A 24,654-nucleotide genomic window follows, 5' to 3' on the forward strand; every position below is an offset into this window, starting at 1 on the left:
TTTCGTCGATGCCCCCACGAGATGCGGGGTCGCGACCGGCGCCGACCGGGCAGACTCCGCCCTGGCGGACAGTGCCGCGGCCCACCCTTGCTCCATGCCATCCATCCGGTTCGACCCCCATGCTCCGCTTCGATTCGTCATCAACGGCGCTGCCGGTCAGAACGACGCCGACACCAAGCGGGCCGCGATCGAGACGGCGCTGACGCTGGCCGGGCGGCGCGCCGAGCTGCACGTCGCGCGACCGCAGGATCTGGCGCAGGTCGCGCGCGAATGCGCGGCCGCAGCACGTGCGGCAGGCTCGGGTGTCGTCGCCGTCGGCGGCGACGGCACGATCAACACCGTCGCGCAGGCGGCGCACGGCGCCGGCTGCGCGATGGGTGTGATGCCGCAGGGCACGTTCAACTATTTCGCCCGAACCCACGGGATTCCACCCGAGCCGGCGGCGGCGATCGCGGCGCTGCTCGCGGCCACGCCGCGACCGGTTCAGATCGGCCTGGTCAACCGCAAGGTGTTCCTCGTCAACGCCAGCCTCGGGCTGTACCCGGAGCTGCTGCAGGACCGCGAAGCCTTCAAGGCCCGCTTCGGCCGCAGCCGGCCGGTGGCGATGCTGTCGGGCCTCGTGACGCTGCTGCGCGAACACCGTCAGCTGAAGTTGCGCATCGAACGCGGCGGCCAGACGCGCGACGTGCGCACGCCCACGCTGTTCGTCGGCAACAACCGGCTGCAGCTCGAGCAGATCGGTGTGCACACCCGCGGCGGTGTCGAGACCGGGTGCGTGGCGGCCGTGATGCTGCGGCCGATCGGCACGCTCGCGATGCTGCAACTGCTGCTGCGCGGCGCGCTCGGCAGCCTCGGCGAGGCGGAGGACGTCGAGACCTTCGGCTTCGACCGCATGGTGGTGCAGCCGTCGCTGGCATTCGGCATTCGGCGCATCAAGGTCGCGGTCGACGGCGAGGTGCTGTGGATGCGGGCGCCGCTGCGCTTCGAGGTCGCGGAGGTGCCGCTGTACCTGCTCGCGCCGGCACGCCGCCTCGACGACGGGGAGGGCGGCTCGTGAGCGTGCTCCTGCAGGTCTCGGACCCGCATTTCGGGACCGAGCGCGCCCCGGTGGTCGAGGCGCTCGTCGCATTGGCGCAGCGCGAGCGGCCGGCGCTGGTGGTGCTCTCCGGCGACATCACGCAGCGCGCTCGCCCGGCGCAATTCCGTGCGGCGCGTGCATTCGCCGATCGGCTCGGCGCGCCGCTGCTGGCGATCCCGGGCAACCACGACCTGCCGCTGTTCGATCTCCTGACACGCTTGCTGCGCCCGTACGCCCGCTACCGCGCGGCTTTCGGCGACGAGCTCGAGCCGGTGTTCGCCTCCGACGCCTGGCTGGTGGTCGGCGTCAACACCACGCGGCCGGCGCGCCACGAGAACGGCGAGGTCGACGACGCGCAAGTGGCACGCGTGGCGGCGCGCCTGGCCGCGGCCGCGCCGGGGCAACTGCGCGTCGTCGTCGTGCACCAGCCCGCCGCGGTGGCGCGCGCCGAAGACGAGCACGACCGGCTGATCGGCCACGCGGCGGCGCTCGCGCACTGGTCGGCCGCGGGTGCCGACATCGTGATGGGCGGGCACATCCACCTGCCGTACGTGCTGCCCGTCGAGGGCGTGCCGCGGCCGCTGTGGGTCGTTCAGGCCGGCACGGCAGTCTCGGAGCGGGTGCGCGAGGGTGTGCCGAACTCGGTGAACCTGCTGCGCTGGGACGGCCGCGGCGCGCAGATCGAGCAGTGGGACTGCCCGGCCGGCGGTCCGGCCTTCACCTGCCAGGCAGTGACGACGATTTCTCCGGCGCGGTCGAACGATGGGCGCTGACGCGGACGGGGGCAATGCCGCGATCGTCGCGCTGGCGCGGGTCGCGGCGCCGCATGCGCTGGCGATCTTCGGCGTCTCGTTGTTGCTCGTCGTCGCGGCGACATGCATCGCATGGTGGGTGCGGCACCGCCTGATCGTGCTGCCCGGCCACGTGGCCACGCCCCCGCCGTGGCTTCTCGGGCTGCGGCTCGCGCTGGGCTTCGGCGCGATCGTGGCGGGCGCGTGGGGGTTCGCGGAGATCGCCGAGGCGCTGCACGCGCAGGCGGCGCTCGGCGCGGCCGACGAACTCATCACGCAGGGCGTGCGCGACGTGCCGCTGGTGGCGCTGCACTTCTTCGCGGCGGTCACGCGGCTCGGCGACGTCGCGACGATGACCGTGCTGTGCATCGCCGTCGCGATCGGCCTGGTCGTGCTGCGCCGGCGCTGGCTCGCCTTCGCGTGGGTGGTCGCGATCGCCGGCAACGGGCTGCTGAACCAGACGCTCAAGCACGTGTTCGAGCGGGTGCGGCCTCTTCACGACGACGGCCTGGTGCTGGCGCACGGCTTCAGCTTCCCGAGCGGTCACAGCTCGGGCGCGGTGGTCGGCTACGGCATGCTCGCCTATGTCGCGACGCGGCTGCTGCCACCGCGCTGGCACCTGACGATCTGGATCGCGGCCCTTGTGCTCGCCTTCACGATCGGCGCCAGCCGGATGTTCCTGCGCGTGCACTTCGCCAGCGACGTGCTCGCCGGCTTCGCGAGCGGCAGCGCGTGGCTCGCGGTCTGCATCGCCAGCATCGTGCTCGGACGCTGGTACCGGGCGCGGCGCGCATGAACGGTGTCACGAAGAAGTCGCAAATCGTTCATAAACTGGACGGATGACCGATGCCCGCGCCCATGGCGACCCGACCATGCCCGCGTTGCTGAACCGGGAGCGGGCGATCCTCGAATTCAACCGGCGTGTGCTGGCGCAGGCGCAGCGCGCCGACGTGCCGCTGCTCGAACGCCTGCGCTATGTCTGCATCGTCTCGTCGAACATGGACGAGTTCTTCGAGGTGCGCGTGGCCGACTACCTGGAGGCGGCGCGGCGCGCCGGCTCGGGCGTGTCGACCCGCGACCTCGATTCGGTGGCGGCCGACGCGCACGCCTTGATCGACGATCAGTACGGCGTCTTCAACGACGAGGTGATGCCGGCGCTGCAGCAGCAGGGCATCGTGATCCTGAACCACGGCAGCCGCGATGCCGAACAGCGGCGCTGGGTCGCCGCGTTCTTCGAGCGCGAGGTGCGGCCGCTGCTGGTGCCGGTCGGGCTCGATCCGTCGCACCCGTTCCCGCAGGTCGCGAACAAGTCGCTCAACTTCATCGCGCGGCTTGGCGGCAAGGACGCGTTCGGCCGCGAGAACACGTTCGCGATCGTGAAAGTCCCGCGGGTGCTGCCGCGCGTGATCCGGTTGCCCGACAAGCTGGCCGGCGGCCGCCAGGCCTTCGTGCTGCTGACCAGCGTGATCCGCGCCCACCTCGCCGAGCTGTTCCCGGGCCGCGAGGTCGAGGTGTTCTCGCAGTTCCGCGTCACGCGCGACTCCGACCTCGACGTCGACGAGGGCGACGTGAAGAACCTGCGCCAGGCGCTGCGCTCGGGGCTCACGACGCGTCACTTCGGCCAGGCGGTGCGGCTCGAGGTCGTCAACACCTGCCCGGCCGAGTTGTACGAGTTCCTGCTGCAGCAGTTCGCGCTGCCGCCGGCGGCGCTGTACCTCGTCAACGGGCCGGTCAACCTGGTGCGGCTGTTCCAGTTGATCGATCAGGTGCGCGACGATTCCGGCGCGCCCGCGGGCGCCGCGCTGCGCTTCGCCGCGTTCGAGCCGGCGTGGCCGCAGAAGGCGCTGCCGCGGCAGACCTCGATGTTCGACCGGCTGCGCGAACGCGACGTGCTGCTGCACCAGCCGTTCGAGTCCTTCGACCCGGTGGTGCAGTTCCTGCGCGAGGGGGTGCACGATCCGGACGTGCTGGCGATCAAGCAGACGATCTACCGCACCGGCAGCGAGTCGCCGCTGATGGACCTGCTGATCGAGGCGGCGCGCCGCGGCAAGGAGGTGATGGTCGTCGTCGAGCTGAAGGCGCGCTTCGACGAGGAGGCCAACATCAACTGGGCCGAGCGGCTCGAGGCGGTCGGCGTGCAGGTGGTCTACGGCATCGTCGGCCTGAAGACCCACGCCAAGCTGCTGCTGATCACGCGGCGCGAGCAGGGGCGGCTGCGGCGCTATGCGCATTTGTCGACCGGCAACTACAACCCGAAGACCGCGCGTCTGTACACCGACCTCGGCTACTTCACCGCCGAGCCCGACCTGACCGGCGACGCCGACGCGGTGTTCCAGCAGCTCGCGAGCCTGGGCCGCACGAAGCCGCTGCGCGTGCTGCTGCAGGCGCCGTTCACGCTGCACAAGCAGATGCTCGCGCACATCGAGAAGGTCGCGCTCGCGGCGCGCGACGGGCGGCGCGCGCGCATCGTCGTCAAGGTGAACGCGCTGACCGACCCGGCGCTGATGCGTGCGCTCGTCGGCGCGGGGCAGCGCGGCGCGGACATCGACCTGATCGTGCGCGGCGCATGCATGCTCCCGCCCGGCATCGACGGCGTCACGGACCGCATTCGCGTGCGCTCGGTGGTCGGCCGGTTCCTCGAGCACTCGCGGGTCAGCTACTTCTGCTGGGGCGACGCGCCGGACGATCAGGCGCTGTTCCTGTCCAGCGCCGACTGGATGGCGCGCAACATGTTCGGCCGCATCGAGGTGGCCTGGCCGGTGCGCGACGCGAAGCTGCGCCAGCGCGTGATCGACGAGTGCCTGGTGCCGTACCTGCACGACCGGCAGGACGCGTGGCAACTGCACGCCGACGGCAGCTACGAACGGATCGGCACCGACGGGCCGAGCGCGCAGCAGGCGCTGGTGGCCCGCTACACCGACGGCGGGGGTTGAGATGGACCTGATCCTGTGGCGCCACGCCGAGGCGTTCGAGTTGCGCGAGGAGACCGATGACCTGGCGCGTGCGCTGACGCCGAAGGGCGAACGCCAGGCCCAGCGCATGGGCGAGTGGTTGAACCAGCGCCTCGCGCACTCGACCCGCGTGCTCGTGAGCCCGGCGCTGCGCTGCCAGCAGACCGCGAAGGCGCTCGGCCGCAAGTTCAAGACGCTGGCCGAGCTCGGCCCGGACGGCAACGGCGAGGCGCTGCTGAAGACCGCGCGCTGGCCGGACGCGAGCGAACCGGTGCTGATCGTGGGCCACCAGCCGACGCTGGGCTTCGTCGCGTCGTACCTGCTGTCCGACCAGCCGCAGAACTGGACGATCAAGAAGGGCGCGGTCTGGTGGATCCGCGGCCGGCAGCGCGAGGACCGCGCGCAGGTGATCCTTCAGGCGGTGCAGTCGCCGGACTGCCTCTAGCCTCGAAGTTCGAGCTTCAGCGGGCCGTTGCGAGCCCACATCGCGGTTTCCTCTTCGAGCAGGTGACGCGTGCGCGGGTGGCTGTCGGCCCAGCCGGGCGCGACGCTGAGCTCGGCCGTCGTGCCGGCGCGTTTGAGTCGCATCGCGTCGGTGCTGACCTCGCCGCGCGCATGGCACTTGATCACGCCCAGGCGCAGGCACAGCACCTGCCAAGCGAAGTCGTCGCGCGACAGGCTCGATTCGATCTTGCGCAGACCGCCGCGCTGGCCGAGCACCAGTGCACCGACGCGGCGCAGCTGGCTCTGCGAGAACCCGGGCGCGTCGACATGGTCGAGCACGTAGGCGCTGTGGCGGTGGTGGTCGTGGTGCGAGACCATCATGCCGATCTCGTGCAGCGCACAGGCCCAGAGCAGCTCGCGCCGCGTCTCGGCGTCCGCCTTCGGCTGCACGCCGGCGTACAGCGCGCTCGCGATCGACGTGACGCGAGCGGCCTGCTGCGTGTCGACCATGAAGCGGCGCTGCAACTCGCGCACCGAGGCGTCGCGGATGTCGTGGCCGTCCTGCGGCAGCCGGGTGGCGTGATGTCGTTCGTCGAGGTCGAAGATCACGCCCTGGCGCAGCGCACCGCGCGCCGGCGCCAGTTCGGCGATGCCGAAGTTCGCGGCCAGCGTGTACAGGATCGACAGGCCGCCGGCGATCACCGCCCGGCGGTCCTCCTTCAAGCCCGGCAGCGCGAGCTTCTCGACCTTGCCGGCGCGCAAACACTGCTCCATCAGCCAGCGCAGGCCATCGGGCGTGATGCGACCATCGGTGACGTCGCTCGCGGCCAGCAGCTGCGAGACCGCACCGACCGTGCCCGACGAGCCGAGCGCCTCCTGCCAGTGCACGGCGGCGAACGGCTCGAGCCCTTCCTCGAGTTCGGCGCCCGCGGCGATCTGGGCGCGGCGGAACGCGCCTTCGGTGAAGCGGCCCTCGCCGAAGTAGCGCAGCGACAGGCTGACGCTGCCGACCTGGAACGACTCCGCGCGGACCGGCTTGCGGCCGTGGCCGAGGATCATCTCGGTCGATCGCCCCCCGATGTCGACGACGAGCCGCGGCACGCTGGACGGCTGCAGGCGCGCGACGCCGACGTAGATCAGGCGCGCTTCCTCGCGCCCCGAGATCACTTCGATCGGGAAGCCGAGCGCCGCCTGCGCGCCGAGCAGGAACGCGTCGCGGTTGCGGGCTTCGCGCAGCGTCTGCGTCGCGACCGCGCGCACCTGCGCCGGCTCGAAGCCCTGCAGGCGCTGCGCGAAGCGCGCCAGGCAAGTCAGGCCGCGGGCGCTCGCGGCGTCGGTCAGCAAGCCGTTGGCGTCCAGGCCGGCGCCCAGGCGGACGGTTTCCTTCAGGTAGTCGATGCGGCGGTAGCGGCCGTCGATCAGCTGGCCGATCTCGAGCCGGAAACTGTTCGAGCCCATGTCGATCGCCGCCAGCTGGCCGGGCCAGCGCGGGGCGTCGCTGCCGGAGGCAGGGGAGGAGGAGGGGTGCATGCCCCATTGTCCGTGCAAAGCGCGGGGTTCTTCAGCGACGCCGACGCCCCCACCGGCGCGTTTCTAGAATGCGCCAGCCTGTCACGGAGCCGTTCATGTCGACACACGCAGCCGATGTTCCTGGAATTCCGAGCGACCGCAGCCGTCGCGACTTCGTTCGCGCCGCGGTCGGCACCGGCTTCGCCGCGGCGGTGCTGCCGGTCACCGCGCAGACGATCAAGACCGACAGCGCGGGCCTGACCGTCGGCGAGGTCATGATCCCGTCCGGCGACTTCAAGATGCCCGCGTACCGCGCGATGCCGGCCGGCAAGACCAACCTGCCCGTCGTGCTGGTCGTCTCGGAGATCTTCGGCGTGCACGAGCACATCGCCGACGTGGCGCGCCGGTTCGCGAAGCTGGGCTACCTGGCGATCGCGCCGGAGCTGTTCGTGCGCCAGGGCGACGCGCAGTCGTTCGGCGAGATCGGCAAGCTGCTGAGCGAAGTCGTCAACAAGGTGCCCGACGCGCAGGTCATGGGCGACCTGGATGCGACCGTGGCGTGGGCGAAGGCCAACGGCGGCGACACCGGCCGGCTTGGCGTCACCGGCTTCTGCTGGGGTGGGCGCGTCACGTGGCTGTTTGCAGCGCACAACCCCGCGGTGAAGGCCGGCGTGGCCTGGTACGGCCAGCTTCAGGGCGTACCGAGCGAACTGAAGCCGAAGAACCCGATCGACCTGGTCGGCCAGCTGAAGGCGCCGGTGCTGGGGCTCTACGGCGCGGAGGACCAGGGCATCCCGGTCGCCGCGGTCGACCAGATGAAGGCCACATTGGCGACCGGCAATGCGGCCGCGAAGGCCTCGCAGTTCGTCGTCTATCCGGGCGCGCCGCACGCCTTCCATGCCGACTATCGGCCGAGCTACAAGAAGGACGCGGCCGAGGACGGCTGGAAGCGCTGCGTCGCGTGGATGAAGGCCAACGGCGTCGCCTGACCCGTTGACCCGCGCCGGTGCCTCGTCAGCGCACGATCAGGACCGGCACATTCGAGTGCGTCAGCACCTTTTGCGTCTCGCTGCCGAGCAGCAGCGCGGTGACGCCGCGGCGGCCGTGCGAGGCCATCACCAGCAGGTCGCATTCGGCCCGCTTGGCGTGGTCGATGATGGCTTCCCAGGGGTGCAGGGCCTCGACCGTGACCGGTTCGCAGGGCACGCCGGCTTGCCGACAGGCCTCGACGACGGCCTGAACGCGCTTGGTCGCGATGCGCTCCTGCGCGTCGAAGAATTCCTGCGGCGGCGTCGGCTGCATCTCCGAGATCGCGCTGTACGGGAACGGCTCCTTCACGCTGATCGTGTGGAGTTCGGCGCCCACGGACTTGGCCAGGGCGATGGCGGTGTCGATGGCCTTCGAGGTGATGTCCGAGCCATCGGTCGGTACGAGAATGCGCTTGAACATGTCGTCTCCTTCGCGGTCACGGAACCGCTCGGACATGATGCGCCGCCGCAGGTTCGGCGGCGAGCGTTATCCCCCGAGTTGTTGACCCAGGACAAGGGTCGACGCGCGCGCAGTCAGCCGCGTGCGACGGCCCGCGTCGGATCGGCCGACCACTCGCTCCACGACCCCGGATACAGGACCGAGCCGGCGAGCCCGGCGTGCTCCATCGCGAGCAGGTTGTGGCACGCGGTGACGCCCGAGCCGCACTGGTGCACGGTCGTCCGCGGCGTGGCGGCGCCGAGCAGCGTGTCGAACTCGGCGCGCAGCTGCGCCGCGGGCTTGAATCGGCCGTCTGCGCCGAGGTTGTCCTTGAAGAAGCGGTTCGACGCCCCGGGAATGTGGCCGGCCGCAGCGTCGAGCGGCTCGACCTCGCCGCGGAAGCGCTCGCCGGCGCGCGCGTCGATCAGGCGCACCCGGCCGAGCTCGACCGCGAGCGCCGTGGCGTCGATCGTGTCGACGAGGCCGGGGCGGTCCGGATAGGGTGCCGCGACGGTCGGCGTCGGCGCCGCGGTGACGAGTGCGCCGCCGGCGGCCGTCCACGCGGCCACGCCGCCATCGAGCACCGCGGCCTTCTCATGGCCCATCCAGCGCAGCATCCACCACAGCCGCGACGCGTAGACGCCGCCTTGCCGGTCGAACGCGACCACGGGCGTCGACGGGGTGATGCCGCAGCGCCCGAGCACCGCCGCGAACTCCGCGCGCGCCGGCAACGGGTGGCGGCCGCGGAACGCGCCGTCCGGGCCGGCCTTCGGGCCGCACAGGTCGCGGTCGAGGTGCAGGTACAGCGCGCCCGGCGGGTGGCCGGCGCGCCACGCCGCCTCGCCGGCGGCGGTGTCGACGAGGTCGAAGCTCGTGTCGATCAGGACGCACGGTTCGTTCCGGGCGAGCGCGGCTTGCAGTTCGGCGGCCGTGATCAGCGTCTTGAGGGCGAGGGTCATCAGGACTCCAGAGTCGAGTTCGTGGCGTCGGCGGCCAGCGGCGTGCGGCTGCGCAGCAGCGTCGCACCCAGCCCGGCACCGACGATCAGCAGCATGCCGGCGAATGCCATCCAGGTCATGCGGTCGGCGAACAGCAGCACGCCATAGCCGAACGAGAACGCGATGCCCAGGTACTGCAGGCTCGCGATCACCAGCGTGCGGCCGGTGCTGTAGGCGCGCGTCATCAGCAGCTGCGCGACGGTGGCCAGCCCGCCGACCGCGAGCAGCAGCGCGACGCCGCGCCACGTGTGCGCGTGCATGCCGGTGTACAGCGTCGTCAGCAGCCCGAACAGCGCGCCGCCGAGCGAGAAGTAGAAGACGATGCGCATCTCGGGTTCGCCGGCGCGGGCCAGCGCGGTGACCTGCAGGTAGGCGGTCGCCGAGATCATGCCGGACAGCAGGCCGATCAGGCCGTGCCAGAGCTGGTCCTGCTCGATCGTCGGCCGCAGGATCAGCGCGACGCCGGCGAAGCCGAGCAGCACGGTGCCGATCAGCCGGCCGTCGACCCGCGCGCTGCACAGCATCGCGGCGCCGCCGATGAGGAACAGCGCCATCCACACGGACGACATGTAGTTCAGCGTCATCGCGGTCGCCAGCGGCAAATTGCCGAGCGAGTAGAACCACAGGAACATCGCGATCACGCCGGTCAGGCTGCGCCAGAAGTGCGTCGCCGGCACGCCGGTCTTGAGCGACACGCCGCGCGAGCGTGCGAGCAGCGCGATCAGCACCGCGCCGAGCAGGCCGCGGTACAGGATGATCTCGCCCGGCGCGTAGTCCGCCGACGCGAGCTTCACGCACACGCCCATCGTCGCGAACAGCAGCGACGCGAACACCATCAACCACGCGGGATTCAAGCCGACCTCTTCTTCAGAGCCGGTCCTTCATCGCGGTGCGATACCACTCGTGGAACTGCTGCATGCCGTCTTCCATCGGGCTCTGGTACGGGCCGACCTCGTCATCGCCGCGTTCCATCAGCGCGCGGCGGCCGGCGTCCATGCGCAGCGCGATCTCGTCGTCCTCGGCGCAGGTCTCCCAATACGCGGCCTGCTCGGCCTCGATGAACTCGCGCTCGAAGGCGTGGATCTCTTCCGGGTAGTAGAACTCGACGACGTTCAGCGTCTTCTGCGGGCCGCGCGGGTACAGCGTCGAGACCACGAGCACGTGCGGATACCACTCGACCATCACGGTCGGGTAGTAGGTCAGCCAGATCGCGCCGTGCTTGGGCAGCTCGCCGTTGCGGTACTTGAGCACCGCGTCGTGCCATTTGCGGTAGGCCGGCGTGCCGGGCCGCGCGAGCTCGTTCTTGGTGCCGACCGTCTGCACCGAGTGGTGCGGGCCGAACTCCCAGCGCAGCTCGTCGCAGGTCACGAACTGGCCGAGGCCGGGATGGAACGGACCGACGTGGTAATCCTCGAGGTAGACCTCGATGAAGGTCTTCCAGTTGTAGTCGCACTCGTGCATCTTCACGTGGTCGAGCACGTAGCCCTCGAACTTCAGATCGTTGACGGGGCCGAGACCGGCCAGGTCGGCGGCGACGTCCCGACCCTTGCCCTCGAACACCATGCCGTTCCAGACCTGAACCGGGTAGTTGTTCAGGTTCAGGCACGGGTCGTCGGGGAAGTGCGGGGCGCCGACCAGCTGGCCCGCCAGATCGTAGGTCCAGCGGTGCAGCGGACAGACGACGTTGCGCTTGGTGTTGCCGCGGCCGCGCAGCATCAGCGCCTGACGGTGGCGGCAGACGTTCGAGATCAGCTCGACACCGCGCTGGGTGCGCACGAGCGCGCGCCCTTCGCCTTCCTGCGGCAGCGCGTAGTAGTCGCCGATCTCGGGTACGGCCAGCTCGTGGCCCAGGTAGCGCGGATTGTCTGCAAAAAGTGTCGCCATCTCGCGACGATACAGGCCGTCGTCGAAGTAGCTGCTGACCGGGAGTTGTGAGGCGCTGCGATCGAGCGCTGCCAGGGTGACGCTCAGGTCCGACATGATCCCGGCGAGTCTCCTAAGTGGTTGAACACCGCATCCCTTCGGGAACGCGCAGGACTGCCAGGCTCGGCAGGACCGTCATTGTACCCGGGGGGTCTTCGCGCACGGGGTCGCAAGGCCTTGCGCGACTGTCACGCTTGGACACGGGCGTCCGCGATCCTCGGGATTCGCACGCGCGACCGGCTGACTACAATCAGGGGTTTTCACGATACGGCAAATGGCAAAGACAAGCTCCCCCAGCGCCGCAGCATCGAGCGCTCCCGCCAGCTACGAAGAAGCGCTCGGCGAACTCGACCGCCTGGTCGGCGCGATGGAAGCGGGGCAGTTGCCACTGGACCGGCTGCTCGAAAGCTACCAGCGCGGTTCCGAACTGCTCGGCTTCTGCCGCTCCCGGCTGGAGGCGATCGAACAGCAGGTCAAGGTGCTCGAGGACGGGCAGCTCAAGCCCCTGATCGCCGCCGCCGCGCCGCCCCGGTCAAACGCCGCATGAAGCTCTCCGAATTCGACATCTGGATGCGCCGCGAGGCCGAGGCCGTCGAGGCGGCGCTGGACAATTGGGTGCCTGCCGACGCGCCGGCCGGCCTCGGCCTGGCCATGCGCTACGGGGTGCTCGACGGCGGCAAGCGCGTGCGCCCGTTGCTGGTGCTGGCTGCCGCCCAGGCGGTCCACGGCGCGCATGCCGCAGCGATGCGTGCGGCGTGTGCGGTCGAGCTGATCCATGCCTACTCGCTGGTCCACGACGACATGCCCTGCATGGACAACGACGTGCTCCGGCGTGGCAAGCCCACCGTCCACGTGCAGTTCGGCGAGGCGCAGGCCATGCTGGCCGGCGACGCGATGCAGGCGCTGGCGTTCGAGGTGCTGACGCCCGACGACGATCCCGCGATGCCCGCGCCGCTGCAGGCGCGGCTGTGCTCGCTGCTGGCGCGCTCGGCCGGTCACGCTGGCATGGCCGGCGGCCAGGCCATCGACCTCGCCAGCATCGGCCGCCCGCTCGACGAGCACGTGCTGCGCGACATGCACCATCGCAAGACCGGTGCCCTCTTGCAAGCCAGCGTGCTGATGGGCGCGGCCTGCGGCCATGCGACTGCGGCGCAGTGGGACGCCCTGGGCGAGTACGGCGACGCGCTCGGGCTGGCGTTCCAGGTGGTCGACGACATTCTCGATGTGACGCAAGCCTCCGCCACGCTCGGCAAGACCGCGGGCAAGGACCTCGACAACAACAAACCGACCTACGTGACGGTGCTCGGCCTCGACGCCGCGCGCCGCCACGCGACCGAGCTCCGCGACAAGGCCCAGGCTGCGCTCGCGCGCAGCGGCCTGCGCGACGCCGCATGGTTGAGCCTGCTCGCCGACAAGGTCGTCGAGCGCGAAAGCTGACTAAGGTGCAGCCGACATGAAGCACACCCTGCTCGAATCCATCGCCAGCCCGGCCGATCTGCGCACCTTGTCGCGGCCCGAGCTGAAGCAGCTCGCGACCGAACTGCGCGATTTCGTCGTCCAGAGCGTGTCGCAGACCGGCGGCCACCTGTCGTCCAACCTCGGCACCGTCGAGCTGACGATCGCACTGCACCACGTCTACAACACGCCGCACGACCGGCTGGTGTGGGACGTGGGCCACCAGACCTACCCGCACAAGATCCTGACCGGGCGGCGCGAGCGCATGGCCACGCTGCGCCAGCTGGGCGGCATCTCGGGCTTCCCGCGCCGCGACGAGAGCGAGTACGACGCGTTCGGCACCGCGCACTCGTCGACCTCGATCTCCGCCGCGCTCGGCATGGCCGTGGCCGCGAAACTGAAAGGCGAGGACCACCGCGCCGTGGCCATCATCGGTGACGGCGCGATGAGCGCCGGCATGGCCTTCGAGGCGCTGAACAACGGCGGTGTCTCGCACGCCGACATGCTGGTGGTGCTGAACGACAACGACATGTCGATCTCGCCGCCGGTCGGCGCGCTGAACCGCCACCTGGCGCGCCTGATGAGCGGCAAGTTCTACGCGACCGCGCGCGACACCGCCAAGTCGGTGCTGAAGAACGCGCCGCCGCTGTTCGAGCTGGCGCGCCGCTTCGAGGAGCATGCCAAGGGCATGGTCGTGCCCGGCACGATCTTCGAGGAGTTCGGCTTCAACTACGTCGGCCCGATCGACGGCCACGACCTCGACTCGCTGATCCCGACGCTCGAGAACCTGCGCCAGCTCAAGGGCCCGCAGTTCCTGCACGTCGTCACGAAGAAGGGGTACGGCTACAAGCTGGCCGAGGCGGACCCGGTCAATTACCACGGCCCCGGCAAGTTCGACCCGGCGGTCGGCATCGTCAAGCCGAGCACGCCGGCCAAGCCGACCTTCACCCAGGTCTTCGGCAACTGGCTGTGCGACATGGCGGCTGCCGACGAGCGCCTGATCGGCATCACGCCGGCCATGCGCGAGGGCTCCGGCCTCGTCGAATTCGAACGGCGCTTCCCGAAGCGGTACCACGACGTCGGCATTGCCGAGCAGCACGCCGTCACGTTCGCGGCCGGCCTGGCCTGCGAAGGGCTGAAGCCGGTGGTCGCGATCTACTCGACCTTCCTGCAGCGCGCCTACGACCAGCTGATCCACGACGTCGCGATCCAGAACCTGCCGGTCGTGTTCGCGCTCGACCGCGCCGGTCTCGTCGGTGCCGATGGCGCCACCCACGCCGGCAACTACGACATCGCCTACCTGCGCTGCATCCCGAACATGAGCGTGCTGACGCCGGCGGACGAGCGCGAATGCCGCGCCGCGCTGACCACGGCGTTCCGCCAGGATCACCCGGTCGCGGTGCGCTACCCGCGCGGTGCCGGTGCCGGCGTGGCGGCCGGCACCGACCTGGCTGAGCTGCCGTTCGGCAAGGGCGAGGTTCGCCGCAGCATCGCGCGCGCGGTCGGGCAGGGCGGCCCGCGCGTCGCGATCCTCGCATTCGGCACGTTGCTGTACCCGGCGCTGGTCGCGGCCGGGAACATCGACGCCGCGGTCGCCAACATGCGCTTCGTCAAGCCGCTCGATGTCGAACTCGTCGCCGAGCTGGCGCGCAGCCACGATGCGATCGTCACGCTCGAAGACGGTTGCGTGATGGGCGGCGCCGGCAGCGCCGTGCAGGAGGCACTGGCGACGGCCGGCATCGTGATCCCGGTGTTGATGCTCGGACTGCCCGACGCGTTCATCGAGCACGGGGACCCGGCCAAGCTGATGGCCCAGTGCGGCCTCGACGCGTCCGGCATCGAACAATCGATCCTGAAGCGCTTCGGCGCCAAGCCGGCGCTGGTGCGCACCGCCGTCAACCATTGAATTCCGCCGAACGGCGGCTTCAAAACCGCGACGGCGTGCGGCCGGGCATTTGCTGGCATGCTTCGGGTCTGGGCACACCATGAAATCCATGACCAACCTGAAAGACGCGCTTCACATTCCCGACACGCAGAGCGCGCGTGACGAACGCCATCTCGCGATCCAGCGTGTCGGCGTCAAGAGCGTTCGCTATCCGCTGCAACTGCGCATCGGCAACACCGTGTCGCCGACGGTGGCGGTCTGGAGCCTCGACGTGGCGCTGCCGGCCGAGCAGAAGGGCACGCACATGTCCCGCTTCGTCGCCTGGCTCGACGGCCTCGACAAGCCGCTCGACGCACCCGCGCTGCGCGCCGAGATGGCACTGATGCTCGACAAGCTGCACGCCAGCGAAGGCGTGATCGACGCGCAGTTCCCGTTCTTCCTGCGCAAGCGCGCGCCGGTCACCGGCGTGCAGAGCCTGCTCGAGTACCAGGGCCGCTGGATCGCCGAGGCGCGCGCCGGCAACGGGTCATCCGCCGGTGCCGTGGCGCCTGTGACCATATGGGCCGAGGTCGTCGTGCCGGTCAAGTCGCTGTGCCCGTGTTCGAAGGAGATCTCCGACTACGGCGCCCACAACCAGCGCTCGCACGTGACGATCCGCGTGGAATTGCTGGGCGACATCGGCTGGCAGGAACTGGTGCGCTTCGCCGAGGATTCGGCGTCGAGCGAGATCTGGCCAATGCTCAAGCGCGCCGACGAGAAGTGGGTCACCGAGCGCGCCTACGAGAACCCGAAGTTCGTCGAGGACCTGGTCCGTGACGTGGCGCTGCGCCTGAACACCGATGCGCGCATCGGGCGCTACAGCGTGGACGTCGAGAACTTCGAGTCCATCCACAACCACAGCGCCTTCGCGCGCATCGAGCGCTGAAGCTTCGGATCAGCGTGGCGGCTTGCGCGGCTCGGTGGGCGCCCTGTTCTTCCCGGTTCGGGTCCTCAGCGCCTCGCGCAGCAGGTACTCCACCTGCGCATTGACGCTGCGCAACTCACCCGCCGCCAGCCGCTCGATCTCGGCCCACAACTGCGGGTCGATGCGCAGCAGGAACGACTTCTTGTCGGGGCTGGCCATGAACGACGATCAGGCTGCCAACGCTCAGTTGTAAAGCGTGCCCGTGTTGACCACCGGCGTCGCGTCGTGGTCGGAGCAAAGAACGACGAGCAGGTTGCTGACCATCGCGGCCTTGCGCTCGTCGTCGAGCTCGAGCAGGCCTCGTTCGGCCAGGCCGTTCAGCGCCAGTTCGACCATCCCGACCGCGCCCTGCACGATCTTCGTCCGCGCCGCGATGATGGCTTCGGCCTGCTGGCGCCGCAGCATCGTGCCGGCGATCTCGGGCGCATAGGCGAGGTGGGTCAGCTTGGCGTCGACGACGACGATGCCGGCCTGCGCGAACCGGGCCTGCAACTCCGCGCGCAGCGCGAGCGCGACCTCGTCGGTCCCCGAGCGCAGCGTGATCTCGCGCTGGTTGCCGTCTCCGGGTTCGTCGAGATTGTCGTAGGCGTAGCTCAGCGCGAGGTGCCGCACGGCCGACTCGGCCTGCGTGAGCACGTAGGCCTCGTAGTTGTCGACGTCGAAGGTGGCCTGCGCGGTGTCCTCGATCTTCCAGACGATGGCCGACGCGATCTCGATCGGGTTGCCGCGCAGGTCGTTGACCTTCAGTTTCTCGCTGTTGAAGTTGCGCGCCCGGACCGAAATCTTCTTCTTGACGTAGAACGGATTGGCCCAGCGCAGCCCGTCGCTGCGGTCGGTGCCGCGGTAGCTGCCGAACAGCATCAGCAGCGCGGCCTGGTTCGGCTGCAGCATGTAGAGCCCCGCCAGACACCACGCCCCGATCAGCATCCCCAGGCCGAAGATTCCGGCGAGGCCGGGCGACGGCCGGCTCAGCAACAGCACGGCCGATACCCCCATGGCGAGCACGCCGACGATGACGTAGAGGAAGCCGTTGGCCGAGGTGGCGACGCGCTCCTGTGAAGTTGGCTTGTCGAGCATGACAGGTCTCCCAAAAGTGATATCACTTTAGTATCGACCGATGACCGCTGTCAAGCCGTTTCGTCGAGGTTCAGTCCGAGCTTGCGGGCGTCGCCGCGGCCTTGTCTGATCAGCTCCGGCGCGGCGCCGGTCAGGTCGATCACGGTGGTCGGCTGCATCGGGCACGCGCCGGCGTCGACGATCGCCTGCACCAGCTTCTCGAAGCGGTCGCGGATCTCGCCCGGTTCGTTCATCGGCTCGGTCTCGCCGGGCGGGATCAGGGTGGTCGCGAGCAGCGGCTGGCCCAGGATCTCGAGCAGGCATTGCGTCACCGCGTGCTCGGGTACGCGCAGGCCGATCGTGCGCCGCGACGGGTGCGAGACGCGCCGCGGCACCTCCTTGGTCGCCTCGAGGATGAAGGTGAACGGCCCCGGCGTGCCCGCCTTCAGCAGCCGGTACTGCTTGTTGTCGACGCGCGCGTAACTGGCGAGTTCGCTCAGGTCGCGGCACAGCAGCGTCAGGTGGTGCTTGTCATCGACGCCGCGGATGCGCCGCAGCGATTCCGCCGCGGCCTTGTCGTCGAGGTGGCAGACGAGCGCGTAGCTCGAGTCGGTCGGGATCGCGGCGATGCCGCCTCCGTGCAGGATTTGCGCAGCCTGCTTCAGCAGCCGCAGCTGCGGGTTCTCGGGGTGGACTTCGAAGTACTGGGACATGCCCTCAATCGTAGGCCGTATCGACCGCGACGATCGAGGCCGGCCGCTGCGCGCTCGTCTGGCGCGCGTTCAGCCAGGCGCTCACGGCGCCGCACGCCGCGATCACGGCCATGCCCACCCACGCCCAGCCATCCGGCAAGTGGCGGAACACGAGGTAGCTCACGCCCAGCGCGAACGCGATCTGGGCATAGATGAAGGGCATCAGCGTGGCCATCGGCGCGTGCCCGAACGCGAAGATCAGGCACAGGTGCCCGACGGTCGCGAACAGGCCGATGCCCAGCACCAGCACCAGCTTGGCGGGCGGCACGGCCTGCGCCGCGGCGAGATAGTCGCCGGCGTGCAAGAGCAGCAGCGGCGTGACCAGCACGGCGCCGCAGAAGCCGGTGTAGAAATGGGTCGTGTACGGACTTTCGAGCGACGCCAGCCGGCTGGTCAGCACCTGGAAGCAGCCGTAGCACAGCGCCATCAGCAGCGGGAAGATCGCAGCCCACCCGAACACGCCGCTGCCGGGCCGGATCACGATCACGGCGCCGACGAAGCCGCCGCATACCAGCGCCCAGCGCATCCGCGAGACCGGCTCGCGCAGCACCCAGGCCGCGAGCATCGTCACGACCACCGGCGTCAGCATGCCGAGCGCGGTGAACTCGGCCACCGGCATCAGCTGCAGGCCGAAGAACGACATGCCGCTGGTCACCAGCAGCAGTGCACCGCGCATCCACTGGAACCGCGGGTGCGCCGTCGCGAAGCCCCGCCAACCTTGCCGCGCCAGCCAGACCGCCATCGTGCCCGCCTGGATCGCGTAGCGCGCCCACAGCAGGAAAAGCACCGGCAGCCAGCCGCCGAGGTACTTGATCAGCGTGTCGCTCACCGCGAAGCACGCGCCCATCATCAGCACCAGGCCGATGCCGAGGCCCGGGCGCTGCGCAGCCACCGTCACGCGGGGACGTGGATGCGCGACTCCAACGCGGTCCACACGGGCGTCAGGCGCGCCGGCAGGGCCGGCAGCTTGCCCAGGTCGATGTGGCTTTCATCGGGGCTGTGAAAATCGCTGCCGCGCGAGGCGAGCAGGCCGTACTCGAGCGCCGTCTCGGTATAGCGCACCGCGTCGGCGCTGCTGTGGCTGCCGGTCACGACCTCGACGCCGCGCCCGCCGTGCGCCTTGAACTCGCTGAACAGCGCGTACTCCTCGTTCGCGCTGAACTTGTAGCGCGCCGGGTGTGCGATCACCGCGATCCCGCCGGCGTCGGTGATCCAGTGCACCGCGTTGCGCAACGTGGCCCAGCGGTGCGGCACGAAGCCGGGCTTGCCTTCGACCAGGTATTTGCGGAACACCTCGGAGGTGTCGTGGCAGACGTTCGTCTCGACCAGGAAGCGCGCGAAGTGCGTGCGCGAGATCAGCTCGGGGTTGCCGACGTATTGCAGCGCGCCGTCGTACGCGCCGTGGATGCCGACCTTCGCAAGGCCCTCGGACATCTCCATCGCCCGCTCGCGGCGCCCGCCCCGCGTGGCATGCAGCCCGGCGGCGAGTGCGGCGTTGTCGGGATCGACGCCGAGGCCGACGATGTGCACCGTCACGTCGGCGAAGGTGACCGAGATCTCGGTGCCGGTGAGGTAGGGCAGGCCCAGCGCGCCGGCGGCGGCGATCGCCCGTTGCTGGCCGCCGATCTCGTCATGGTCGGTCAGCGCCCACAGCTCCACGCCATTCGCCTTCGCCCGTGCGGCAAGCGCCTCGGGTTCGAGCGTGCCGTCGGACACGGCGGAATGGCAGTGCAGGTCAGCGTTCATCCAGCTCGGCGGTTGGTCCACCGTTCCATTGTAGGGACGACGCTCGGCCCGCGTGCTCCGCGGGTCTCCCGGCGCTCAGCGTTCGAGTCGCACGATCCGGCCGTTGGGGCTGTCGGTCAGCAGGTAGAGCCAGCCATCGGGGCCCTGGCGGACGTCGCGGATGCGTTCGCCGAAGCCTTGCAGCAGGCGCTCCTCGCGCACGACCTTGCGGCCGTCGAGCTCGAGCCGCACCAGCAGCTGCGCCTTCAGCGCGCCGATGAACGCGCTGCCCTTCCAGCCCGGGTAGCGGTCGCTGGTCAGGAAGGCGAGACCGCTGGTCGCGATCGACGGCACCCAGTAGGTCAGCGGCTGTTCCATGCCCGCCTTGGCCGTGCCTTCGCCGATCTTCGCGCCGCTGCCGTACTCCGCGCCGTAGGTGATCACGGGCCACCCGTAGTTCTTGCCGCGCTCGACGAGGTTGAGCTCGTCGCCGCCTTGCGGTCCGTGCTCGTCGGCCCAGAGTTCGCCGGTCACCGGATGCAGCGCCGCGCCCTGCACGTTGCGGTGGCCGAGGCTCCAGATCTCGGGCCGGGCCCCGGCGCGGCCGACGAACGGGTTGTCGGCCGGGATGCGGCCGTCGGATTCGATCCGCACGATCTTGCCGTGGTCGGTGTCCAGCGTCTGCGCGTCGTCCCGACGCAGGAAGCGGTCGCCGAGCGTGACGAACAGACGGCCGTCGCGCGCGAACACCAGGCGCGAGCCGAAGTGCGCGCTGCTCGCGAACTTGGGCGCCTGGCGGAAGATCACGCGCACCTCGCGCAGCGCGTTGCCGTCGAGCCGACCGCGTGCAACCGCGGTGCTGTTGCCGCGCCCGCCCTCGGGATCGGCCTCGCTGAAGCTCCAGTAGACCAGCGCGTTGTCGGCGAACTTCGGGTCGAGCACCACGTCGAGCAGGCCGCCCTGGCCGCCGGACTCGACTCTCGGCACGCCCTGTACCGGTTCGCCGACGCGACCGTCGGCCGACACGAGGCGCATCGTGCCCGCCTTCTCGGTGACCAGCATCCGGCCATCGGGCAGGAAGGCGAGCGACCACGGGTTGCGCAGGCCGCTGGCGATGGTGACCGGCTTCAGCGCTTGCGCGTGCGCGTGCACCGCGCCGAACGCGAAGGCCGCGATCGCCAAGAGGAACTTCAGGCGCATCGACATCATCTCGCGATCGAGAACAGCACGGCATTGTTGACCGCGTAGACCGCGCCGTCCGCGCCGACGGCGGTCGGCGTGTACGACTCGGCGATGCCATTGGTCAGCTGGATGCGCTGCGTGAAGGTGTTCGTCACCAGGCTCCAGCGGTACAGGTACCCGTCCTCGCTGTTGGCGAGCACCGAGCGGGTGGCCGGGTCGACCGCAGCGGTATTGATGCACCACTCCTTGACCGGTCCGGAGGTTCCGGATTCGAAGGTCGGGCCGGCGATCGTCAGCACCTCGCGCATGATCTGCACGGTCGAGATCGAATCGAGTTGTGTCGCGGTCGGGTCGACGATCGCGATGCGGTTGATGCCGTCGCCGCTGCCCGCGCCTTCGTAGTTGTTGTACTTGATCATCAGCAGGTAGGTCGCGGCGCCGGCGTACGACGGCACCATCGTCGCCGGCACGATCGACGCGGTGTCGTCCCAGCCGAAGCCGCCGGGCGCGCGCTGGGCCGTCAGTGCGGCGTCGAAGTGCAGCAGCCAGCCGCGCCCGTTGTGGCTGCCGAAGCTGCTCTCGAGCACGCCGTAGAAGACCTCGCCGTCGGGGCCGATCGTCGGCGACGCGGTGCCGTCGTCGCTGATGCGCGCCGGCGTACCGGCGCCGGGGTCGACCAGCGCGACCCGCCCCTTCAACATGAGCGTCGTGCTGTCGACCGCCAGCAGGTAGCCCGACTGCACGACGCCGGCCGCCACCGCCCGGTTCACTGCGAAATAGAGGGTCGCGAGGTCGGGGGAGACCGCGGGCGCGCAATTGGTCGCGACCTTCGCGATCTGTGCGTCCCCGGCCAGCGTGGCCGCCGCGGCCCAGCTGCCGACGCCTGCGGCGGTGATCCGCGCGATGCCGCTGACCAGCCCGGCCGGGTTCGCACCCGTGACGATGAAGCCGAAGTACACCGTGCCGGCCGAGTCGACCGTCAGCGGCGTGTTGATGAAGACGGTGCTGTCGAACGCGGCTGGGTTCGCGGCATACGCGGCGGCGCCGTAGAACACCGCGGTCGTGAGCGCGCCGGTCGCGGCATCGGCATCCTCGCGCACGAACAGTTTGCCGCCGGCGCCGGGCGCGTACAGGCGGTTGCCGGTGCTCAGCGCGAGGTTGTAGCTCGGCACCCAGTTGTGCGCGGGCAGCAGGTAGTCGCTGGTGCCGGACCAGATCAGCGCGCCGTTGGCGCCCGAGCGCGCCTCGAAGCGGAAGCCGCCGGCCGCGCCGGTCTTGACCGGCACGATCACGGTGTTCAGCGCGGTGATGACCGGCGAGCCGTAGTGGATCAGCAGCGCGCCGCTCGGCTGGTATTGCGGCGCGGTGTCCATCGGTGTGGTCCATGCGATGCGGTTCAGGTCCTGCGTTGCGATCGCCGCGAGCGCGCTGTGCTGCGCATCGCGGCCGAAGCCCCACCACGCCGGGCCGGCCACGCCCGGCGCCGGCCCCGGGGCCGGACCACCCGAATTGCCGCCGCCACCGCCGCACGCGGCGAGGCCGACGGTGGCCATCAGCGGCGTCAACGAGAGCACGCGCAGCGCACGGCGGCGTGCCGGGTTCAGCGGTGGGGGCGTGGTGACATCCATGGGAGCCTCGTGCCGGTCGGGGGGACCGGCCCATGCTGCCCTGCGCCGCAGCGGCTGGCAAGGCGTGCCAGCCGCGATCCAGGGCCTTTCAGGCGATCGCCTCGACGATCATCTGCACGCGCTCGCGGCCGTTGTACTCGTCGACGCCGAGGCGGTAGGCGAGCCGCACCGTTGCCGCCACCGGTTCGCTGTGGCCGAACCAGATCGCGTCGCGCAACGGCGCGCCGCGGCCCTCGCCGGCCAGGCGCAGCGCGAGCTTCAGGTGCTTCTCGCCGACCAGCCGCTGCGACACGATCTCGACCTCGTCGACGAATACCGGGGCCTCGAAGGCCTGTCCCCAGACCTGCGCCTCGATCTCGCGCACGGTCGGCGCGTTGAAATGCTCGATGCCGAGCGGGCCGTCGCTCAGCAGCGTGCGCGACAGCGTCGCCGCGTCCAGCCACTCGCTCGCGATGCGCCGGAACGCGGCGTCGAAGGTCTCGAACTGCGCATGATCCAGCGTGCAGCCGGCCGCCATCGCGTGGCCGCCGAAACGCACCAGCACGTCGGGGTGGCGCTTGCTGACGAGATCGAGTGCGTCGCGCAGATGGAAGCCGGGGATCGAGCGGCCGGAGCCCTTCAACAGGCCGTCCTGGCCGCGCGCGAACACGAAGGTCGGGCGGTGCACGCGGTCCTTCAGGCGCGACGCGACGATGCCGACCACGCCTTCGTGGAAGCCCTCGTCGAAGATCGCGAGCGCCGCCGGCGTGCCGGCGGCGTCGGACTGCACGAGTTGCGCCAGCAGCGCCTCGGCCTGCTCGCGCATGCCGCCTTCGAGGTCGCGCCGCTCGCGGTTGATCGCGTCGAGCTGCGCGGCGAGCGCGGCGGCCCGCGCCGGGTCGTCGGTGACGAGGCATTCGATGCCGAGCGTCATGTCCGACAGCCGTCCCGCGGCGTTGATGCGCGGCCCGAGCGCGAAGCCGAAGTCGAACCCGCTGGCGCGCCGCGGGTCGCGCGCCGCGGCGCGGAACAGCGCCGCGACGCCCGGCTGCATCTGGCCGTTGCGGATGCGGCGCAGGCCCTGCGCGACGAGGCGCCGGTTGTTCGCGTCCAGCCGCACCACGTCGGCCACCGTGCCGAGCGCGACCAGGTCGAGCAGGGTGTCGAGCCGCGGTTGCGCCGGCGTACCGTTGACGGCTTGTCCGCCTGCGGCCGTGAACGTGCCGCGCTGGCGCAGCTCGGCGCGCAGCGCGAGCAGCACGTAGAACATCACGCCGACGCCCGCCAGGTTCTTGCTCGCGAAGCCGCAGCCGGGCTGGTTCGGGTTGACGATCACGTTCGCGTCGGGCAGCACGACCTCGTCGTCGAGGAGCGCCGGCAGGTGGTGGTCGGTGACGAGCACGTCGATGCCGAGTGCGCGCGCATGGGCCACGCCCTGCAGGCTCGCGATGCCGTTGTCGACCGTGACCAGCAGGTCGGGCCGCCGCGCCTGCGCCAGATCGACGATCGCCGGCGTCAGCCCGTAGCCGTGCACCGCGCGGTCGGGGACGACGTAGTGCAGCGTGCCCTCGGCGGCGCCGAGCAGCCGCAGGCCGCGGATCGCCACCGCACAGGCGGTCGCGCCGTCGCAGTCGTAGTCGGCGACCACGCAGATGCGGCGCTGCTGCGCGAGCGCATCGGCGAGCAGCGTCGCGGCCGCCTGCACGCCGCGCAGCGCCGCGGGCGGCAGCAGTCGCGCCAGGCCGTCGTCGAGTTCGTCGGCCGCACGCACGCCGCGGCCCGCGTACAGGCGCGCGAGCAGCGGTGGCACGCCGGCCTGTTCGAGCGCCCAGACCGCGCGCGGCGGCGCGTCGCGCAGGCGGATCGTCGGCGACACCGGGGCGCTGCTCACAGCGCCTCCAGCACGGCGTGCGCTTCCACGCGGTCGAAGCGCGCGCGCAGCGCCTGCCAGGCCGAGCGCGGCGCGGCCGCGAAGCGGTGCGCGTTGCGCTCGCCGCACAGCGTCAGCGTGACGGGGAGCGCGTCGCGCGCGGCGACGAGCAACTGGGCCAGCGGTCCCGCGTCGAGTGCGCGCCAGGCCTCGGCCCACGCGATCCAGTCCTCGGCGAGCAGCGGCGCGCGCAGGCGATCGTCGACCGTCGGGACGTCGGCCGCCTCGGCCTGAGGCCGGCCACAGCCGCTGAGCCAGAACGAGTTCAGCGTCGGCACGCCGCGCCGTTCGCGCGCGTCGTTCAACGCATGCGGATACAGCAGCAGCTGCAGCTCGCTCTGCAATCGCCGAACCAGTTTCAACGGCGCGGCGCGGGCCGCATCGCCGCGCAGCCAGAGCTCCACGTTTCGGCCGATCGCGCGGTCGAGCGAGGCGGTGTGCAGATCGGCGAAGCTGTCGTGCGCCGCGTACCAGCGCGTCGCGCCTCCCCACTCGACGCGGAAGCCTTCGCTCTCGAACAGGCCGCGGACCGCCTCGAAGGCGGCGCGCGACTCGGCCTCGTCGAGCAACAGCGCCGCCGGGTCGAGCAGCGTGATGTGGTCGCGTCCGACCAGCCAGTGACACGGCGTGACGAACGCCCAGGCCGCGTCGCCGACCGCGATGCCGTCGCGTGCCGCGGCCTGCGCCGCGAACGGATACAGGCCGTCGTCTCCGTGCCAGCCGTGCGCGGCGGCGAGCGCACGTTCGTGCGGCGGCGACATGGAATACGCGTCGCCGTCGTCGCGCTGCGCGAGTGTCAGGCGGCCGAGCAGCTGCGTCAGGTTCGGCAGCGCGAGGTCGCGCAGCACGTGCGCGGCGGCTTCGGACTCGCCCGACGCGAAGGGGATCAACAGGTGCATCGCGCGATTATCCGGGCGCGGGGGCTCCTGTAGCATCG

At 70.6% G+C, this 24,654-nt stretch carries 24 protein-coding genes; 10 read left to right on the forward strand and 14 right to left on the reverse strand.

All coding sequences use genetic code 11. The features are described 5' to 3' along the window. The first annotated feature begins 94 nt into the window (after nt 1-94). The 5 genes from ACWH49_RS19075 to sixA are packed head-to-tail and all read left to right on the forward strand — an operon-like array spanning nt 95 to nt 5,265. On the forward strand, nt 95-1,057 hold the full coding sequence (locus ACWH49_RS19075; RefSeq protein ID WP_448172894.1) for a diacylglycerol/lipid kinase family protein: 963 nt from the start codon (nt 95-97) through the stop codon (nt 1,055-1,057). Then, a complete protein-coding gene (locus tag ACWH49_RS19080) occupies nt 1,054-1,851 on the forward strand; it encodes a metallophosphoesterase family protein (RefSeq protein ID WP_448172895.1) in 798 nt (265 codons plus the stop codon). Before ACWH49_RS19075 ends, ACWH49_RS19080 begins: the two co-directional genes overlap by 4 nt. Continuing rightward, the gene (locus ACWH49_RS19085; RefSeq protein WP_448172896.1) at nt 1,841-2,665 is read left to right on the forward strand and encodes a phosphatase PAP2 family protein; all 825 of its coding nucleotides are present in this window, start codon (nt 1,841-1,843) and stop codon (nt 2,663-2,665) included. Before ACWH49_RS19080 ends, ACWH49_RS19085 begins: the two co-directional genes overlap by 11 nt. Before the next feature lie 43 nt (nt 2,666-2,708). Then, nucleotides 2,709-4,802 carry a polyphosphate kinase 1 gene (ppk1, locus tag ACWH49_RS19090; protein ID WP_448172897.1) on the forward strand — a complete coding sequence of 698 codons (2,094 nt, stop codon included), beginning with the start codon at nt 2,709-2,711 and terminating at the stop codon, nt 4,800-4,802. 1 nt (nt 4,803) lies between these two features. Then, the gene (sixA, locus tag ACWH49_RS19095) at nt 4,804-5,265 is read left to right on the forward strand and encodes a phosphohistidine phosphatase SixA (RefSeq protein ID WP_448172898.1); all 462 of its coding nucleotides are present in this window, start codon (nt 4,804-4,806) and stop codon (nt 5,263-5,265) included. Here sixA and ACWH49_RS19100 read toward each other — a convergent pair. Next, nucleotides 5,262-6,794: a Ppx/GppA phosphatase family protein gene (locus ACWH49_RS19100; protein ID WP_448172899.1), complete on the reverse strand. Its 1,533-nt coding sequence runs from the start codon at nt 6,792-6,794 to the stop codon at nt 5,262-5,264. The two genes, sixA and ACWH49_RS19100, sit on opposite strands and share 4 nt — an antisense overlap. Before the next feature lie 95 nt (nt 6,795-6,889). Here ACWH49_RS19100 and ACWH49_RS19105 point away from each other — a divergent pair, with 95 nt between their 5' ends. Further along, nucleotides 6,890-7,762 (forward strand): dienelactone hydrolase family protein, encoded by an 873-nt coding sequence (locus ACWH49_RS19105; protein WP_448172900.1) that lies wholly within the window; start codon nt 6,890-6,892, stop codon nt 7,760-7,762. Between the two features lie 25 nt (nt 7,763-7,787). Here ACWH49_RS19105 and ACWH49_RS19110 read toward each other — a convergent pair whose 3' ends face one another. The 4 genes from ACWH49_RS19110 to ACWH49_RS19125 form a co-directional block, all read right to left on the reverse strand. Continuing rightward, complete coding sequence (locus ACWH49_RS19110; protein ID WP_448172901.1) at nt 7,788-8,222, reverse strand: universal stress protein; 435 nt, start codon at nt 8,220-8,222, stop codon at nt 7,788-7,790. A gap of 113 nt (nt 8,223-8,335) precedes the next feature. Then, nucleotides 8,336-9,199, reverse strand: coding sequence for a sulfurtransferase (locus ACWH49_RS19115; RefSeq protein WP_448172902.1), 864 nt, complete (start codon nt 9,197-9,199; stop codon nt 8,336-8,338). After that, on the reverse strand, nt 9,199-10,092 hold the full coding sequence (locus ACWH49_RS19120) for a DMT family transporter (protein ID WP_448172903.1): 894 nt from the start codon (nt 10,090-10,092) through the stop codon (nt 9,199-9,201). The genes ACWH49_RS19115 and ACWH49_RS19120 overlap by 1 nt, the downstream gene beginning before the upstream one ends. Nucleotides 10,093-10,105: 13 nt before the next feature. Beyond that, on the reverse strand, nt 10,106-11,218 hold the full coding sequence (locus ACWH49_RS19125) for an aromatic ring-hydroxylating oxygenase subunit alpha (RefSeq protein WP_448172904.1): 1,113 nt from the start codon (nt 11,216-11,218) through the stop codon (nt 10,106-10,108). 217 nt (nt 11,219-11,435) lie between these two features. On the opposite strand from ACWH49_RS19125, the gene xseB reads away from it, so the two are divergent. The 4 genes from xseB to folE2 all read left to right on the forward strand — a co-directional run bounded on the left by xseB (nt 11,436) and on the right by folE2 (nt 15,426). Next, complete coding sequence (xseB, locus tag ACWH49_RS19130; RefSeq protein WP_448172905.1) at nt 11,436-11,708, forward strand: exodeoxyribonuclease VII small subunit; 273 nt, start codon at nt 11,436-11,438, stop codon at nt 11,706-11,708. After that, on the forward strand, nt 11,705-12,598 hold the full coding sequence (locus ACWH49_RS19135; protein ID WP_448172906.1) for a polyprenyl synthetase family protein: 894 nt from the start codon (nt 11,705-11,707) through the stop codon (nt 12,596-12,598). The genes xseB and ACWH49_RS19135 overlap by 4 nt, the downstream gene beginning before the upstream one ends. Nucleotides 12,599-12,614: 16 nt before the next feature. Continuing rightward, nucleotides 12,615-14,522, forward strand: coding sequence for a 1-deoxy-D-xylulose-5-phosphate synthase (gene dxs, locus ACWH49_RS19140; RefSeq protein ID WP_448172907.1), 1,908 nt, complete (start codon nt 12,615-12,617; stop codon nt 14,520-14,522). A gap of 88 nt (nt 14,523-14,610) precedes the next feature. Further along, nucleotides 14,611-15,426 carry a GTP cyclohydrolase FolE2 gene (gene folE2 / locus ACWH49_RS19145; protein ID WP_448174366.1) on the forward strand — a complete coding sequence of 272 codons (816 nt, stop codon included), beginning with the start codon at nt 14,611-14,613 and terminating at the stop codon, nt 15,424-15,426. Nucleotides 15,427-15,435: 9 nt separating this feature from the next. Here folE2 and ACWH49_RS19150 read toward each other — a convergent pair whose 3' ends face one another. From ACWH49_RS19150 to ACWH49_RS19190, 9 genes are all read right to left on the reverse strand, one after another. Next, nucleotides 15,436-15,624: a hypothetical protein gene (locus ACWH49_RS19150; protein ID WP_448172908.1), complete on the reverse strand. Its 189-nt coding sequence runs from the start codon at nt 15,622-15,624 to the stop codon at nt 15,436-15,438. A gap of 24 nt (nt 15,625-15,648) precedes the next feature. Then, the gene (locus tag ACWH49_RS19155) at nt 15,649-16,542 is read right to left on the reverse strand and encodes an SPFH domain-containing protein (protein ID WP_448172909.1); all 894 of its coding nucleotides are present in this window, start codon (nt 16,540-16,542) and stop codon (nt 15,649-15,651) included. 50 nt (nt 16,543-16,592) lie between these two features. Next, the gene (locus tag ACWH49_RS19160; RefSeq protein WP_448172910.1) at nt 16,593-17,234 is read right to left on the reverse strand and encodes an L-threonylcarbamoyladenylate synthase; all 642 of its coding nucleotides are present in this window, start codon (nt 17,232-17,234) and stop codon (nt 16,593-16,595) included. Between the two features lie 4 nt (nt 17,235-17,238). Further along, nucleotides 17,239-18,171 carry a DMT family transporter gene (locus tag ACWH49_RS19165; protein ID WP_448172911.1) on the reverse strand — a complete coding sequence of 311 codons (933 nt, stop codon included), beginning with the start codon at nt 18,169-18,171 and terminating at the stop codon, nt 17,239-17,241. Beyond that, on the reverse strand, nt 18,168-19,019 hold the full coding sequence (locus tag ACWH49_RS19170) for a 3',5'-nucleoside bisphosphate phosphatase (protein WP_448172912.1): 852 nt from the start codon (nt 19,017-19,019) through the stop codon (nt 18,168-18,170). The genes ACWH49_RS19165 and ACWH49_RS19170 overlap by 4 nt, the downstream gene beginning before the upstream one ends. A gap of 75 nt (nt 19,020-19,094) precedes the next feature. Then, the gene (locus ACWH49_RS19175; RefSeq protein WP_448172913.1) at nt 19,095-20,204 is read right to left on the reverse strand and encodes a PQQ-dependent sugar dehydrogenase; all 1,110 of its coding nucleotides are present in this window, start codon (nt 20,202-20,204) and stop codon (nt 19,095-19,097) included. Continuing rightward, nucleotides 20,204-21,808: a hypothetical protein gene (locus tag ACWH49_RS19180; protein WP_448172914.1), complete on the reverse strand. Its 1,605-nt coding sequence runs from the start codon at nt 21,806-21,808 to the stop codon at nt 20,204-20,206. Before ACWH49_RS19180 ends, ACWH49_RS19175 begins: the two co-directional genes overlap by 1 nt. An 88-nt stretch (nt 21,809-21,896) precedes the next feature. Next, the gene (recJ, locus tag ACWH49_RS19185) at nt 21,897-23,678 is read right to left on the reverse strand and encodes a single-stranded-DNA-specific exonuclease RecJ (RefSeq protein ID WP_448172915.1); all 1,782 of its coding nucleotides are present in this window, start codon (nt 23,676-23,678) and stop codon (nt 21,897-21,899) included. Further along, nucleotides 23,675-24,616, reverse strand: a complete 942-nt coding sequence (locus ACWH49_RS19190) for a hypothetical protein (protein ID WP_448172916.1) — start codon at nt 24,614-24,616, stop codon at nt 23,675-23,677. The genes recJ and ACWH49_RS19190 overlap by 4 nt, the downstream gene beginning before the upstream one ends. Nucleotides 24,617-24,654: the final 38 nt, after the last annotated feature.

This window comes from Rhizobacter fulvus, from assembly GCF_964020785.1.

Coding starts and splice junctions, on each gene's coding strand:
- ACWH49_RS19180 (WP_448172914.1), bottom strand. CDS start 21,808: ATGGATGTCACCACGCCCCCACCGCTGAACCCGGCACGCCGCCGTGCG.
- ACWH49_RS19100 (WP_448172899.1), bottom strand. CDS start 6,794: ATGCACCCCTCCTCCTCCCCTGCCTCCGGCAGCGACGCCCCGCGCTGG.
- ACWH49_RS19125 (WP_448172904.1), bottom strand. CDS start 11,218: ATGTCGGACCTGAGCGTCACCCTGGCAGCGCTCGATCGCAGCGCCTCA.
- ACWH49_RS19115 (WP_448172902.1), bottom strand. CDS start 9,199: ATGACCCTCGCCCTCAAGACGCTGATCACGGCCGCCGAACTGCAAGCC.
- ppk1 (WP_448172897.1), top strand. CDS start 2,709: ATGACCGATGCCCGCGCCCATGGCGACCCGACCATGCCCGCGTTGCTG.
- ACWH49_RS19110 (WP_448172901.1), bottom strand. CDS start 8,222: ATGTTCAAGCGCATTCTCGTACCGACCGATGGCTCGGACATCACCTCG.
- sixA (WP_448172898.1), top strand. CDS start 4,804: ATGGACCTGATCCTGTGGCGCCACGCCGAGGCGTTCGAGTTGCGCGAG.
- xseB (WP_448172905.1), top strand. CDS start 11,436: ATGGCAAAGACAAGCTCCCCCAGCGCCGCAGCATCGAGCGCTCCCGCC.
- ACWH49_RS19150 (WP_448172908.1), bottom strand. CDS start 15,624: ATGGCCAGCCCCGACAAGAAGTCGTTCCTGCTGCGCATCGACCCGCAG.
- folE2 (WP_448174366.1), top strand. CDS start 14,611: ATGACCAACCTGAAAGACGCGCTTCACATTCCCGACACGCAGAGCGCG.
- ACWH49_RS19190 (WP_448172916.1), bottom strand. CDS start 24,616: ATGCACCTGTTGATCCCCTTCGCGTCGGGCGAGTCCGAAGCCGCCGCG.
- ACWH49_RS19075 (WP_448172894.1), top strand. CDS start 95: ATGCCATCCATCCGGTTCGACCCCCATGCTCCGCTTCGATTCGTCATC.
- ACWH49_RS19135 (WP_448172906.1), top strand. CDS start 11,705: ATGAAGCTCTCCGAATTCGACATCTGGATGCGCCGCGAGGCCGAGGCC.
- ACWH49_RS19085 (WP_448172896.1), top strand. CDS start 1,841: ATGGGCGCTGACGCGGACGGGGGCAATGCCGCGATCGTCGCGCTGGCG.
- ACWH49_RS19175 (WP_448172913.1), bottom strand. CDS start 20,204: ATGTCGATGCGCCTGAAGTTCCTCTTGGCGATCGCGGCCTTCGCGTTC.
- dxs (WP_448172907.1), top strand. CDS start 12,615: ATGAAGCACACCCTGCTCGAATCCATCGCCAGCCCGGCCGATCTGCGC.
- ACWH49_RS19170 (WP_448172912.1), bottom strand. CDS start 19,019: ATGAACGCTGACCTGCACTGCCATTCCGCCGTGTCCGACGGCACGCTC.
- ACWH49_RS19105 (WP_448172900.1), top strand. CDS start 6,890: ATGTCGACACACGCAGCCGATGTTCCTGGAATTCCGAGCGACCGCAGC.
- ACWH49_RS19155 (WP_448172909.1), bottom strand. CDS start 16,542: ATGCTCGACAAGCCAACTTCACAGGAGCGCGTCGCCACCTCGGCCAAC.
- ACWH49_RS19160 (WP_448172910.1), bottom strand. CDS start 17,234: ATGTCCCAGTACTTCGAAGTCCACCCCGAGAACCCGCAGCTGCGGCTG.